At 41.3% G+C, this 13,518-nt stretch carries 11 protein-coding genes; 6 read left to right on the top strand and 5 right to left on the bottom strand.

The annotated features are described in order from the left end of the window. Positions 1-12: 12 nt before the first annotated feature. The 3 genes from H6G92_RS13745 to H6G92_RS40280 form a co-directional block, all read right to left on the bottom strand. Positions 13-1,164 carry a histidine decarboxylase gene (locus H6G92_RS13745; RefSeq protein WP_190894238.1) on the bottom strand — a complete coding sequence of 384 codons (1,152 nt, stop codon included), beginning with the start codon at positions 1,162-1,164 and terminating at the stop codon, positions 13-15. A gap of 588 nt (positions 1,165-1,752) precedes the next feature. Then, positions 1,753-4,635: an isoleucine--tRNA ligase gene (gene ileS / locus H6G92_RS13740; RefSeq protein WP_190894237.1), complete on the bottom strand. Its 2,883-nt coding sequence runs from the start codon at positions 4,633-4,635 to the stop codon at positions 1,753-1,755. Between the two features lie 170 nt (positions 4,636-4,805). Then, on the bottom strand, positions 4,806-4,937 hold the full coding sequence (locus H6G92_RS40280) for a hypothetical protein (RefSeq protein ID WP_277926743.1): 132 nt from the start codon (positions 4,935-4,937) through the stop codon (positions 4,806-4,808). Positions 4,938-5,153: 216 nt separating this feature from the next. Between H6G92_RS40280 and H6G92_RS13735 the strand changes: the two genes are divergently transcribed. From H6G92_RS13735 to H6G92_RS13715, 5 genes are all read left to right on the top strand, one after another. Next, a complete protein-coding gene (locus H6G92_RS13735) occupies positions 5,154-5,522 on the top strand; it encodes a Crp/Fnr family transcriptional regulator (RefSeq protein WP_190894236.1) in 369 nt (122 codons plus the stop codon). A 294-nt stretch (positions 5,523-5,816) separates the two neighbouring features. Beyond that, positions 5,817-6,182: a Lin0512 family protein gene (locus tag H6G92_RS13730; protein ID WP_190894235.1), complete on the top strand. Its 366-nt coding sequence runs from the start codon at positions 5,817-5,819 to the stop codon at positions 6,180-6,182. A 422-nt stretch (positions 6,183-6,604) separates the two neighbouring features. Further along, positions 6,605-6,943, top strand: a complete 339-nt coding sequence (locus H6G92_RS13725; protein WP_190894234.1) for a hypothetical protein — start codon at positions 6,605-6,607, stop codon at positions 6,941-6,943. A gap of 239 nt (positions 6,944-7,182) precedes the next feature. Beyond that, positions 7,183-8,367, top strand: coding sequence for an AbrB family transcriptional regulator (locus H6G92_RS13720; RefSeq protein WP_190894233.1), 1,185 nt, complete (start codon positions 7,183-7,185; stop codon positions 8,365-8,367). Positions 8,368-8,471: 104 nt separating this feature from the next. Next, positions 8,472-9,287 carry a DUF1838 domain-containing protein gene (locus H6G92_RS13715; RefSeq protein WP_190894232.1) on the top strand — a complete coding sequence of 272 codons (816 nt, stop codon included), beginning with the start codon at positions 8,472-8,474 and terminating at the stop codon, positions 9,285-9,287. A gap of 471 nt (positions 9,288-9,758) precedes the next feature. On the opposite strand, the gene H6G92_RS13710 is transcribed toward H6G92_RS13715, so the two are convergent. Both H6G92_RS13710 and glsA read right to left on the bottom strand, forming a co-directional pair. Continuing rightward, entirely contained in the window at positions 9,759-10,076 is a 318-nt protein-coding gene (locus H6G92_RS13710; RefSeq protein WP_190894231.1) for a hypothetical protein, read from the bottom strand. A gap of 365 nt (positions 10,077-10,441) precedes the next feature. Further along, entirely contained in the window at positions 10,442-11,425 is a 984-nt protein-coding gene (glsA, locus tag H6G92_RS13705) for a glutaminase A (protein WP_190894333.1), read from the bottom strand. 897 nt (positions 11,426-12,322) lie between these two features. On the opposite strand from glsA, the gene H6G92_RS13700 reads away from it, so the two are divergent. Then, positions 12,323-13,426 (top strand): septal ring lytic transglycosylase RlpA family protein, encoded by a 1,104-nt coding sequence (locus H6G92_RS13700; protein ID WP_190894230.1) that lies wholly within the window; start codon positions 12,323-12,325, stop codon positions 13,424-13,426. The last annotated feature ends 92 nt before the right edge of the window (positions 13,427-13,518 follow it).

Genomic DNA, 13,518 nt, shown 5'->3' with positions numbered 1-13,518 from the left:
TGATAGTCTACATTAGTGTAGTAGTGACTGTAACTGGAAATCTTCTGCGTTATCAAGTAATCCTTCTTCTTGTAAAAGTTCATTAATAAAAATATCGATTTTCTTCCGATTAATATTTTGCATGACTATAATGTGTGCCCAATCTTCAAAAATTGCTAACTGCCACTTTTTAATTAACCTTTGTGAAGGTTTTTGAAAGACTACGGTATTGGAAAATTTATTTAACATACATGGATATTCTCTTATTTGAAGTTGTTGAAAAAGATACTGGGCATTATGAATACAAGTATTTGCTTCTCTAGCTAATCCATCATAACCTCTTGTTTGCACTGCATACCAGAGAATCAGAGGAGTATGACCGTTTCTAGATCCCAGAATAGTGGTATCTTTTGAACCAATATATTCAATTTCTGTTTCAACTTTTTCTACCCATTTTTTCTTAGTTAAAACTACACCACAAGGCAATGGTGAACCAATGAATTTAGCAGAAATAGCTATACTATCAATGGGTTTTTGAAAGTTAATTTGCGGAGCGCCATCTAAAAACGGTAATATTAATCCTGAAAGTGCAGCATCACAATGAATGTAATAATCTTTAATCTGATTACGCTCTAAAATTTCTAGAACTTTGTCTAAGTTATCAATTGCACCTTTGACAGTAGTGCCAATATTTAAATTGATGATGGCTGGATAACTACGATTTTCGCTAATTAGTTGTTCAAAATGGTCATAATCCATTTCTCCATTAATTTGCGAATTAACAACATTATGTTGGATGCGGAATAATTTGGCTGCTTTGGGAATTGAGTAATGAGAGTCTTGTGATGAGTAAAGAATCCCATTAGGGTAGATTTCTCTTGCTAAGAACATTCCATATAAATTACCTTCAGTTCCGCCAGCAGTCACATAACCCCAAAACTGATCTTCTGCAATCTTATAGAGGTTAGCAAAAAAAGATAAGACCTCTTGCTCAAACTTACGAGAATGCAGACCAAAATCTGGCTCAATATATGGATCTCCAGCATTATTTAACAGATGATTGAAAAATTTGGCTATCAAACTGTAATCACAACTTAAATTATATGGATAGCCTGCATGAAACTGCGATCGCTGTTCTATTTGCAGCAAAAAATCTGCCAATTCTTTAGCAACTTTATTTGACATATCTTTATATCTCTTAAATTTTGATTCAGTTAATGGATGTTTTAATCTAAATTTTACGTATTAATCCATACCTTTATGTTTTCTTAATAATACTGTAATCTGGCTCTATACATGAATAGAATACAGTGATAATACTTAGTTATCTTCAGTAATAATACCCATTTCTTTGTTCAAAAGCATATTACCCTTAGAAATTACGCACTATAGGAAATAACCCAATACGGTTTGGTTAAGGGAAGAGACGGCGATTTATCGCGTCTTTGTGATCTATTGGGAAATAACCTATATACGACTTAAGCAAGAACTCTCTAAAACTCTTATTTCTCTGTGCCCTCTGCGGTTTGATTTTCCGTTACCTGTACGTAAGTCCTGCCATAATGTGTATTACGCAAAATATCTATTTCAGGCGGTGACTGCAACCTGATTTAACGTGAATTCGACGGATGATGTAGTGTCTATCTAATTAGCTGAATGAAATGACCACTAAGAGGTTTTACTACGCAAAACTTTCCCTCTCCGAGTCGGAGGGGGAAAGACTTGAACTTTAGTTCAAGGTAGAGGGAGATTCGTTGAACTCACCTATCTTTACTAGAACTCTCCGGCTAAGGCTGCAACACAACGTTCGCAAATTAGGGGATGTTCTGCTGATTCTCCCACGTGAGTGGAGTAGTTCCAACAGCGATCGCACTTTTGCCCTTCTGCGTTCACTACCCCAATTGTCCAGTCTTCTGTCTGCGCTGTATATTTTAATTCTTGCAACCCCTCAGCAGAATCTAATAATTCCACCTGGGAAGTCAGCAATAAATACCGCAGTTCGTCAATCCCGTTACCTTTAGCAGGGTTAAAGGCTTTGATAGCATCACCTAACTGCTTGTGAGGTATATGAATTAAAGCTTTCGCCTCTAGGGAAGAACCAATGAGTTTTTCAATCCTGGCTTGTTCTAACACCTTATTAACATCGGTGCGGAGTTGTCGTAGCGTTTCCCAAAATTCCGCTAACTCTGGATTACGCCATTTTTCCTCAACCTGCACCCAACCGGACTCAAATACCGATTTGTAAGGTGTTTTATAAGGGAGATATTGCCAGATATCTTCGGCGGTGTGGGATAGTACTGGTGCGATCGCTCGTGCTAAATTTTCTAAAGCTATCTTCAGCACCGTTTGACAACTGCGACGGCGGAAAGCATCTTTTGCACTGATGTACAGCCTATCTTTGGCCACATCTAAATAAAAGTTGGATAAATCCACCACGCAGAAATTCTGCACTGTTTGGAAGAAGCGGAAGAATTGGAAACTCTCAAAGGCTTCGGTAACTTCCTCAAACACTTCGGTGATGCGGTGTAGCATATAACGGTCAAGTTCCGGCAATTCCTCGAAGGGAACTGCATCTTTTTCTGGGTCAAAATCATCCAAGCTACCCAGCAAAAACCGCGCCGTATTGCGGATTTTGCCTCTGACATCATTCATCTGCTTGATGATGTTTTTGCCAATGCGGACATCGCCGGAGTAGTCAACCGATGATACCCACAATCGCAATATATCTGCACCATAAGCCGGTTCTACTTTTTGATTTTTCCCGCCTTCAATGATTGTATTGGGGTCAACCACATTTCCTTCTGACTTACTCATCTTCCGCCCTTGTTCGTCCAAAGCGAAGCCGTGAGTTAGTACAGTTTTGTAAGGTGCAATGTCATTTACCGCTACACTGGTGAGCAAGCTGGATTGAAACCAACCGCGATGTTGGTCGGAACCTTCCAAATATATATCAGCAGGGTAGCGTAACTCTGGACGCTGTTGAGCGACAGCTGCCCAAGATGAGCCAGAATCAAACCATACGTCCATTGTGTCTGTACCTCTGCGGTAAGACTTGCCATTATTACGATAAGATTCTGGTAACAACTCTTCAACTGAAAGTTCCCACCAAGCATCAGAACCTTTTTCTGCAATAATTCCTTGGACGTAGTTGATAGTTTCCTCATTCAGCAGTGGTTCTCCCGTGGCTTCGTCGTAGAAAACGGGAATGGGTACACCCCAACTGCGCTGACGGGAGATACACCAATCAGAACGTTCCGCTACCATTGGCGTGATCCGATTTTCACCTTGGGCTGGAATCCATTTTACCGTTGCGATCGCCTTTAGTGCTTCTTCTCTAAATCCTTCCACGGAAGCAAACCATTGTTCAGTCGCGCGGAAAATCGTCGGTTTCTTTGTCCGCCAATCATAAGGATACTTGTGGGGATATGGTTCTTCCTTCAACAAGGAACCAGCCGCAGCCAGTGCATCAATCACCGCCTGATTCCCATCACCCAGCACATTCAACCCCGCAAATTGTCCCGCTTCTTCGGTAAAATTGCCGTTGTCATCCACTGGTGCAAGGATGGGCAAACCGTAACGCTGACCAACAATGTAATCTTCTTGACCATGACCGGGTGCGGTATGTACTAACCCAGTACCCGATTCAGTTGTAATGTAATCTCCGCCTACAACAATCGGACTTTCGCGGTCAAATAGAGGATGACGGTAAGTAGTATGTTCTAAGTCATTCCCCTTGAACGTGGCTTTTACGGTTAACTCAACTCCCAAGGTTGAAGATAAACGTTCTACTAAATCAGCAGCAACGATTAGGTATTTGAAATTACACTGCGCTTGCGCCTCTGGATGTAAAACTTCCACCACTGCATAGTTCAAATCTGCATTCACCGCTACAGCCAAATTCCCCGGAATCGTCCAAGGTGTAGTTGTCCAGATAGCCACACCCAAATCTGACTGATATTCCGCCAACAGTGGTTTTACAGCTTCCGCCAAACTTGTGATTGCAAAAGCTGCATAGATACTGCGGGAAACGTGACCTTCAGGATATTCCAACTCAGCTTCAGCCAAAGCGGTTTTAGAACTGGGACTCCAGTGAACCGGCTTCAAACCGCGATAGATGTAACCTTTTAAGAACATCTGACCAAACACGCCAATTTGAGCCGCTTCATAAGCCGGCTTGAGAGTTAGATAAGGGTTGTCCCAATCACCCCAAATACCGTAACGTTTAAAATTTTGGCGTTGGTCATCTACCGTCGCTAGACCAAATTCTTTCGCTTTTTGCCGGAGTTGTAAAGGCGTTAAGTTTTGCCGTTCTGCTGACTTCATGTTCTGCAAAACTTTTAACTCAATTGGTAAACCGTGACAATCCCAACCAGGGACATAGCGAACCTTACGCCCTTTTAGCAGTTGGTAGCGATTAATAATATCTTTGAGAATTTTATTTAAGGCATGACCAATATGGAGTGAGCCATTAGCGTAGGGAGGCCCATCGTGCAGTATAAATAATTCGCCGGGGTTATTTTTGGAGAGGCGATCGTAAATTTTATTTTCTTCCCAAAATTTTTGGATTTCAGGCTCACGCTTGATGGCGTTTGCCCGCATATCAAAGTTAGTCTTGGGTAGGTTGACAGTATCTTTGTAACTTCCTGGTTCGGTCACAGTCTCATGCCTAAAATTAGGTGTGCAGGTTTTATCAATTATAGAAGATGACCTGATAACCAAAATTCCCTATTTGAACGTCAGTTCGATAAATCTCTCTCTACCTGGAATTTTTGTTCAAGTCTCTCCCTCTTTGACTTGGCGACGGTGTACACACAAGTCTTTTAAAGTTACTGCGTAACGTAGTGCAGGTTAATTTTTGCAGGTCGATGCAACAAAGGTGCAGGTCGATGCAACAAAGGTGCAGGTCGATACAACAAAGGTGCAGGTCGATACAACAAAGGTGCAGGTTGATACAACAAAGGTGCAGGTCAAGAGACTTGTGTGTACACCGTAGGACTTGGAGAGGGACGGTTTTGCGGAGTAAAACCAGGGAGAGGTTTTTAAGAGATTAGGCAACTCATCAGGAATTTTGCGGGGATTGAGAGTTAAGCAACAGAAAGTAGTATACTTTTCTGGGTTCGCCTAAAGCTATCAAAAAGTTTCGTCTAAAAACCAATATTTTTGGGGTTGCTCTAATGCTAAGTCCTGTATTAACAGTCAGTATCTTTCAAAAACAACCCGACCCTAAAGGATTTTCAGCAGGTCAAGTCATCTTTGAAGAAGGACAGCCTGGTAATCATATGTACGGGATTCTGGAAGGAACAGTGGATATATTAGTCAATGGGAAGGTTGTAGAAACCATTGAGACAGGCGAAGTTTTTGGTGTTGGGGTACTTGTAGGAGTAGAAAATAGAACTTACACAGCTATTGCCAAGGTGGATACCAAACTGGGTTTCCTTGATGAGAAAAAATTTCTGTTTGCCGTTCAGGAAACACCCATGTTTGCCCTAAAGGTGATGAAAAGTTACTCAGAGCGTCTGAGTCGCTTGCAGCACATGCTCTAAAGCACCTCAAGCAGAAGTTGCAAAACGAATCAAAATCTGCTACTAATTTTCCCTTCTCCCCAGAAGGCCATACATAATATACATGCTCTCTGGGGAGTCATAAGTCAGTATTCAGATAGGGACTTACAAATAAAAAAATATACCATCGCTATAGAGGCAGGGGGCAGGGAGCAGGGGGAGGGATAGTCGTAGTGAAGTCCAGAAATTGGATAATTTAATTTCTGGAAGTCCCATAACTCTAAATTCTGGCTCTTGACTCCTGATTTATCGGTGCAAAATTTACAGGAGGTAGTAATGGCACGTAAACGGTTGATTATTGAGATGGGGATGGGAATAGATCAGCATGGACAAGAACCGACAGTAGCAGCATCTAGGGCAGTACGAAATGCGATCGCTCACAATGCTTTACCTGGTGTTTGGGAAGTTGCTGGCTTAAGTCATCCCAATGAAATGATTATAGAGGTTCAGGTAGCAGTTCCATATCCAGAACAAGTTAGAGAAGAAGAAGTATTAGCTGTACTACCATTTGGTCGGAAAACTCTTACCGTAGAATCTGGGGGGATGGTAGTTCAAGGGCGGGCGATTCCCGAACTCAACGATAAAAATGACGAAATGTTGATTGCGATCGCAGCTGTTACAGTTCTGATCGAAAATGATTAACTGAGGTAAAAGCTACAACATTGAATTAATCAAATAACGTATCTAAAACAGGAATGTTCCAGTGCATTTACATTGTTAATTTTTGAAGTTTTACCCTAAAAATATTCTATCTCTGGGACTAATAATCTGCTGATTCAAAGGTATAAAATCATAGAAACCTGGAGAAAACTATGTCATTAGAAACAGAGACACTACAGGCGACACCACCAACTTCTACCTTTGAGTCACTTGAGGAAAAGCAAGAATTTAAATTAGCTTAGACATGGTATCAAAAGTTTGTTCACCTTAAACAATTTGCTTAAACCTCTTATGTGGTTAAGTCATGATCAAGTTAGTGGCTCTGCGCTAAAGTAAAAATATTGGGATAAAAATCTCTGGCAGTAAGTTCAACTGAATCACTAATCTTTACCACTGCGGCGATAATGTCTCAAGAGCATAACGAATCACTCCAAATTCAGGAGATCACCAAACTCAAACCGAAACACTTTGCTGATTTAGTCAGATCAGCGCAATTGATTTTCGACCCCACAGCCGGAGTTTCGGGAAGAAATATCACAGTTGACTGGGAACAATTCGGAATTCCCCGTGATGTGGCAGACAATCTCAAATCACTTGGTCAGCAGTACCAATATGCATCTCCTCACATCCCTGTTGAAGTCATTTGGAGCAAATTAACTCCAGAAACTCGTATTTGGTTCGTTCAAAACAAAGATAGGTTGTGGCAGCTTGAAGAAGCTTTCCCAGCCCTTGACGAAGATTAAACGGGTGAAGTATTAAATTTGTTCACTGAAAACTGTTGAAAGGAATACCAATTATTTGTAGGGGTACAACTGCTGTTGTGCCCCTATCCTCTATAACAATTGGAAAAGAAAGCTAGGATAAGTTTCGGCAATCTCCTGCCTTCTGCCTCCGGCGAAGTGCGGTCCCCTGCCACCTTCTTCCTTCAACGCGATCGCATTACCTTAAATGCATAGTTAAATTAATAAAAAAGCTCATATCGATGAATCAAAGCCTAAGTGTTGCTCCCAGCCTGGAAGAACACATTCATGAAACTCCTGTTGTTACGAAACAACAGCTATTTACGAAGCAACTAATTGTCCTTACCTTAGAAATGCTTCTGGCATTACCTCTGGGTTTACTCCTAGCAAAGTTTCAAATTGGCAGGATTGCCTGGATCTTTGGTGGGATTGCAGCTGGTACAGTTGTTCTTCAAGGGTGTCGAGTTTTTTATCAATATTCTCCCCAACCTAACCGCACTGCGAGAAAAGTGGGAATGGCACTTGTAGGCTTAACTGTCGGCGCTTCCAATGCTCACGGTAATCTGGCTAGTGTTGCTTCTGGTATTCCCATATTTATTTTTCTTACCTTGTTTTTGCTGCTGAGTGGAAGCTGTATTGGTTACATTTACTCCCGCATCAGCAAAACTAATCTATTGACAGCAATGCTGGCTACAGTTCCTGGCGGTGTCGGAATTATGGCAGCGATCGCCGCCGATTACAATAAAAATGTTAGCTTGGTTGCCCTAGTTCAGGCGATTCGCGTCACCTCAGTAGTTGTTCTAATTCCCTTCATCGCTAGAACATCAGCTGGTAATTACTATCCGCAAACACTCCCCATCAACGCTGCTTGGCTCAATCTCGATCCATCTCAACTAGAATTACTCTTGTTAGTACTCCTAATCACTGGATTAGTTGTTTATCCAGCTATATTATTTAAAATTCCCGCTGGCGATTTCTTTGGTGCGTTGTTGATTGGTATCGGTTTTAATCCTTTGCTGCATTGGCTGCCTTTTGTGGGTGATATTAGCTTTAGTCCGCCGCCAATAATAAACTTATTGGGTCAAATGCTCCTGGGAATTACTATTGGTGAATATTGGGGAGACAAACCCAACTTTAGAAAGCGGACTGTCGGCTATGCCTTGATCTCTGTGGGGATGACCCTCATAGCCGGAGCGATCGCTGCTATACTTGCGATGCAATTAACCTCTTGGGACTGGTTAACCTGTCTTTTAGTCACAGCCCCAGGAGGATCAGCAGAAATGATCCTAGTTTCCCTGGCATTAAATCATAATGTTGAAATTGTCACAACTGGTCATTTAGTGCGATTAATTGCGATTAATAGTTCCCTACCACTTTGGCTATTTTTGTTTCGCCGTCTGGATGAGCAACTTTCTGAATCAGTTTAATTGCCGAAGTATTGGGCATGAAGCATTAGTTTTTGACTAATGACTAATAACAAAGATGCAGGTTAGCTTATTCTTTTGTTATCCAGATACTAAGGATGCTTTAGATGGTTGCCCAAATTCAAGAACTTGAAGCGCAGCACTGGGTTAAAACTCGTTCTTCCCTCGACCCTACCGAATCGACTTTCCTGATTTGGAAAGGTAAAATTTACGCCTTTATCCCCGGCGAGAAAAGACAACTCCTGTTTAAGATGCTGGGATTGAGTGTTAGCAGATGTATTCCCACAGCAGAGGGTAGCTGGGATTTTACTTCCAGGGAACTGACTTACTATCTCAACCCAAAAACAGATGAGGTTTTATCCAAATGGGAGAATCCTTGGACAGGTGAGACAGTTCCGGTGATTCACGTTGCTAATAATCCTGTACAGGGTAAGTTTGAGGGAAATTTTCCCGCACAAGTAGATGGTGACAGCACAACCTTTGTTTTTGATATATTTCCCTATTACCCCAATCCCTTAGCAGACGAGCCAAAATTTGCCGAATACAGCCCAAATCCAATTTATCAGGCAGCCGAATTGTTTAAATTAACTGTGCCAACCGCAGATTTATTCAACACAGCCCTCTCCTCTGTTTCTGAACTTAAACTAAGTTGGGATCGGATTGGTCAATGGCTTCCCTGGATGAAAATGGGCGATCGCCCCGGTCAACTTATCTACAGTGCTGTTGGCAGCAAAGTCAATGGTTTAACAGAACTGCCCCCATTGCTGCAAGACGAAATTAATAACCGTATTCCTTTATATAAAAAAGCCCCAAAAGCATTGATAGATGGTGAAGATATGACTTCCTGGTTGTATTTTCAAAAGCACTTTCCAGCTTACTTGGCTGGTGAAATCTTCCCGCTTCCCCAAGCAGAAGAATTTTGACGTTAGAGCTAAGTAGACCGAATCAGGCTAGATATTGCTTGCACTAACGTCATTGGCTCTATTGGCTTAGAGATATGCTTGTGGAAACCTGCTTTTAGTGCCTGTTGCTGATTCATCTCTCCAACATAGACTGTCAAGGCGATCGCTTTTAGGGACTTCCAGAAATTAAATTATCCAATTTCTGGACTTCACTACGACTATCCCTCCCCCTGCTCCCTGCCCCCTGCCTCTATAGCGATGGTATATTTTTTTATTTGGAAGTCCCTTATCTGTTCGCCTTGTACAAACAAGTTTCTCACTTGCTGTATCAACATGTAACCGTCTATATCCGGCATCCCAATATCACATATATAGGCAACTCGACTGTGTTTAACAGAAATGAAAAGGCTCAATTAGTTATTAGATTTATAACAAGCTCAATAATACATCCAGCTAAAAGCAAATAAATTTAATATCCAATTAAAATCTCATTTAAGCTGGCGGCTGTATCTTTTGAAATTCTTTAATGGCTTTGATATGGGCTTCATTTACCTTTATATGCTCCTTTACTGCTTTTGAAAATACATCTGTTGAAGGATCTTCTGTTAGCCTGTGCGCCATATCTTGAAATTTCTGCGCGTGATCGTGCATGGTTTCTCCATAAGCTTCGATACGTTCTTTTTGTTCCGGTTCGATTTGTTCATCTGTTTCTAAACTCTTACCCAACTCTTGTACCTCTTTACTATGTTTCATTGATTTCTGAGCATGTTTTTGTGCTGTCTCTATAGTTTGTTTTGAAACTTCATGCATAATCATCATCCCGACTATCGCCTTAAAAGAACTATGAGATAGAAGCCATCTCGCCTATCTGTAACTGTTAGCAAAAACTCACTATTATAAAAATTTCATATCTAAAAAACATTTTATATGCTGTTGAAAACTTGGCTAACTATCTAAAGATGGATGAGATTGGCGTTTAAACTAATCCTTCCGACTGCCGCGTAGGCGTAGCCAGCCGTAGGCATGGCTATTGAAGTTTCAAAAATTGGCGATGGTATGCCTGTTACCGAATCACAATCAGAGCTTAGAAATCAGATTTTGATAAATTTATCTAGTCTAGAAAAGGCTAATATTGAGTAGTTTTTATGTAGCGGTTTTTTAACTTCAAGCAAAATTTATTGAAATTTAACCTCCTGACCTGAACAATCAAATAAATGTAAACCTAACCGTTGGGAAAGTTCTTCACACACCTTCACCCCCCGCACACTATTACCACGCACATCTAGCAAGGGCGAAAAAACTCCAATGCCCATTTTATTGGGTACAACAGCGATAATTCCACCACAAATACCGCTTTTCGCCGGAATCCCAATTTTATAAGCCCACTCACCTGCAAAGTTGTACATCCCACAGGTATACATAACACTCAAAATATCTTTGATGTAACGCTTATCTACCGCCCGTTCTTTGGTGATGGGGTTAATACCTCTGTTAGCAAGGGTAGCCGCCATTACTGCTAAGTCTTGGCAATTCACCATCACAGCACACTGCTGGAAATAAAGATCCAGCGACTCTTCAATGTTCCGGTCAATCATGCCAAAGTTGAGCATCAGATGCGCCATTGCACGGTTGCGATGCCCTGTACTCCGTTCTGAGGTAAAAACTGAAATGTCAACGAACACGTCGCGGCCAATATATCGCTTGAACATATCCAGCATTCGGTTGAGGCGTTCGGTTGGCCCGGAACCTTTAATTAAGCTGGTGGTTGCGATCGCTCCAGCATTTACCATTGGGTTATAAGGTCGCTTCGATTGCTCATCCAAAATAATCGCGTTGAATGCATCCCCCGTCGGTTCCACGCCAACTCTAGTCAATACGTAATCCAGTCCATGATCTTCTAAGGCAAGTCCATAAGCAAATACTTTGGAAATTGACTGAATGGTAAAGAGGTGATCGTAGTCGCCTACTTTGTAAACCTGACCATCTACTGTCACAATGCAAATGCTGAACAAGTCCGGGTTTGCCTTTGCCAGTTCCGGAATAAATTTCGTTACTGCACCCTCCCGCACTGACTTGTACTGGGAATGCAACTCGTTGAGAACAGCTAATAATGGCGATGGTTCTATTTTAAAATCTCCTTGATGTGCTTGGTTTGTCATCATGCTGATAGCATTCCCCAAAATACTCACTATATATAGTAGGGGTGCAGCTGTACATCCCTAAAATTGGAAAGATTTTGGAAAAGACAGCTTGCTCTAAAACATCATACTTGAGCAACTACTTAGAGTAAAAAACATCTATTGTTATTTTTGATACCAATAAAAATTCATCTCCAAGCGATCACTAAGTTTTCTTAATTTTTGAGTCATTCATCCTGAAAAATATTAAGTTGAGTATTGCCCTTTTTTTTATACTCAGTAATACTAGTACGATAAGTTATATATATCACTAGTTTCAGTCTAGTCATGGAGAATAAAAGTCATGATTAATCTAAGTAGAAAAAACTTTGAAACAAGATATTAAACTCAAACTAATCTGCATAATTATTTAAGATGTAACTCATATCACGACTTATTCATAGGGAAATCTGAATATTTCATTAAATAAGTGATTTTGAGTATTTATGCCGTTGCCATTTAATGAAAGTTATATTACCTTCTTATAGGAAATAGACAAAATATATGTAATCTAGAATACACGGGTAGTTACGAGCCTTTAGAACAGATGTGAATAGGGTATCGTTACTTTGGTGTGGAATAAGCGTAAAGTCTTTTTAAGAAATTTTTGACTTGCCAAAAAAAGCGTTACATAGCCAAAGTCCCTATTTGAGAAAGGTTTCGCCCTTAAAATTGGAATTGGAATTAGAGAAAGCTGCCAATAATTACGCTAAAACCCTGATCCCCAAGCCAAAAGGTTCGTGTTAGTCTGTTGCAGTTATAAATAACAAAGTGAAAACGGAACGAGTTCGAGTTTTTCAGAAGGGTATTCACTTTCACTAGTGAAAAATCCCGCGAGTTATAAAACTTAAGTTCTACAGTCGCTTTAAAAACGGACGCATGAATCAAAGACATTTGTGGATTATTGTTACCCTCTCTATGGCTGTTTTGGGCATACCCTCAGTCGGTTGCACTCAAACCACCAAGGGAAATGCGCTAGCTTCCCAAAAATCACCTGCCCCTGAAGTGGTGAAGGTGGGAGAGTACCAATCCAGAGCAGGGAAACAAACCTTGGATGCTGTGATTACAGAAATTCATCCTCACAACATTAGAGGACGTAAGGCGGCAACCCTTTTTATCCGAAATATACCTGTTCTGACCTTTTTGAGTTCTGTATCAAATACGAATCTTGAAACTAAAAAAGTTGGTGAAATTGGAAATACTGGGGGCGTACAATCGTACGCCCTTATTGCTAGCAATTCATCAAATGGACTGAATGCTGGGAACGTAACAGATGTGAGTAACCAGATTAGCTACGGTGACAATGACCCGGTTCAGATAGCTGGTGTAATAGCAGCTAAGATCAACCAGTTGAATCGGGAAAATGTAGACGGGAGTAAGATTACCGTAAGTTGGAAAGCAGGGGAAAAATCTACTGCCAATCAAGCGCAAAACAAAAGCGCCCCTCTCCAGCAAAATGGCGATCGCTACATAATCAAAATTAATGGCGAAGAATTGGTCGAAATCAACGAAGGTACACGACTAGCAGATAGCACCAACAATCTGGCGCAAGATGCATTGCAAGCAACCAATCGCCTGCGGAGGCTACTAGGCAATGCATCTCCCTTAAAAGAGATTGCTAATTTACCAGTGCGTCAACCAATATCAATGCCAAAGCAGCCTCAACAAATTGCCCTCGGCTCGGTGCGAGCCACCTTGAGAGGTATAGCTTCTTTTTATGGCTATGACTTTGCTGGTAATCGTACTGCTAGCGGCCAAAGATTCAACCCTGAAGGAATGACTGCCGCTCATCGCAGCTTACCCTTTGGTACAAAAGTCCGTGTAACCAACACCCGCAATGGTCGTTCTGTAGTGCTGCGAATTAATGACCGAGGCCCATTCATTCGGGGTCGAGTCATTGACGTGTCTACTGGCGCAGCTCGCATTTTGGGAATGATGGGCAGTGGCGTGGCACCAGTACATATTGAAGTTTTGGGGAAATAATCGAGTAGGTTACAGGTTACAGGTTAGAGGGAAAAGATTATTCCCTATCACCTGTCACCTATAACCTTTCCCCTGTCCCCTATTCCAGTTCC

Origin of the sequence: Nostoc foliaceum FACHB-393 (genome assembly GCF_014698505.1) — a bacterium.
Taxonomy (GTDB): domain Bacteria; phylum Cyanobacteriota; class Cyanobacteriia; order Cyanobacteriales; family Nostocaceae; genus Nostoc; species Nostoc foliaceum_A.
Note: the sequence above shows the minus strand (reverse complement) of the source record. Positions and strands in the feature narration are given on the sequence as shown.

Coding starts and splice junctions, on each gene's coding strand:
- H6G92_RS13745 (WP_190894238.1), bottom strand. CDS start 1,164: ATGTCAAATAAAGTTGCTAAAGAATTGGCAGATTTTTTGCTGCAAATA.
- H6G92_RS13735 (WP_190894236.1), top strand. CDS start 5,154: ATGCTAAGTCCTGTATTAACAGTCAGTATCTTTCAAAAACAACCCGAC.
- H6G92_RS13730 (WP_190894235.1), top strand. CDS start 5,817: ATGGCACGTAAACGGTTGATTATTGAGATGGGGATGGGAATAGATCAG.
- H6G92_RS13725 (WP_190894234.1), top strand. CDS start 6,605: ATGTCTCAAGAGCATAACGAATCACTCCAAATTCAGGAGATCACCAAA.
- H6G92_RS13720 (WP_190894233.1), top strand. CDS start 7,183: ATGAATCAAAGCCTAAGTGTTGCTCCCAGCCTGGAAGAACACATTCAT.
- H6G92_RS13715 (WP_190894232.1), top strand. CDS start 8,472: ATGGTTGCCCAAATTCAAGAACTTGAAGCGCAGCACTGGGTTAAAACT.
- H6G92_RS13710 (WP_190894231.1), bottom strand. CDS start 10,076: ATGCATGAAGTTTCAAAACAAACTATAGAGACAGCACAAAAACATGCT.
- glsA (WP_190894333.1), bottom strand. CDS start 11,425: ATGACAAACCAAGCACATCAAGGAGATTTTAAAATAGAACCATCGCCA.
- H6G92_RS13700 (WP_190894230.1), top strand. CDS start 12,323: ATGAATCAAAGACATTTGTGGATTATTGTTACCCTCTCTATGGCTGTT.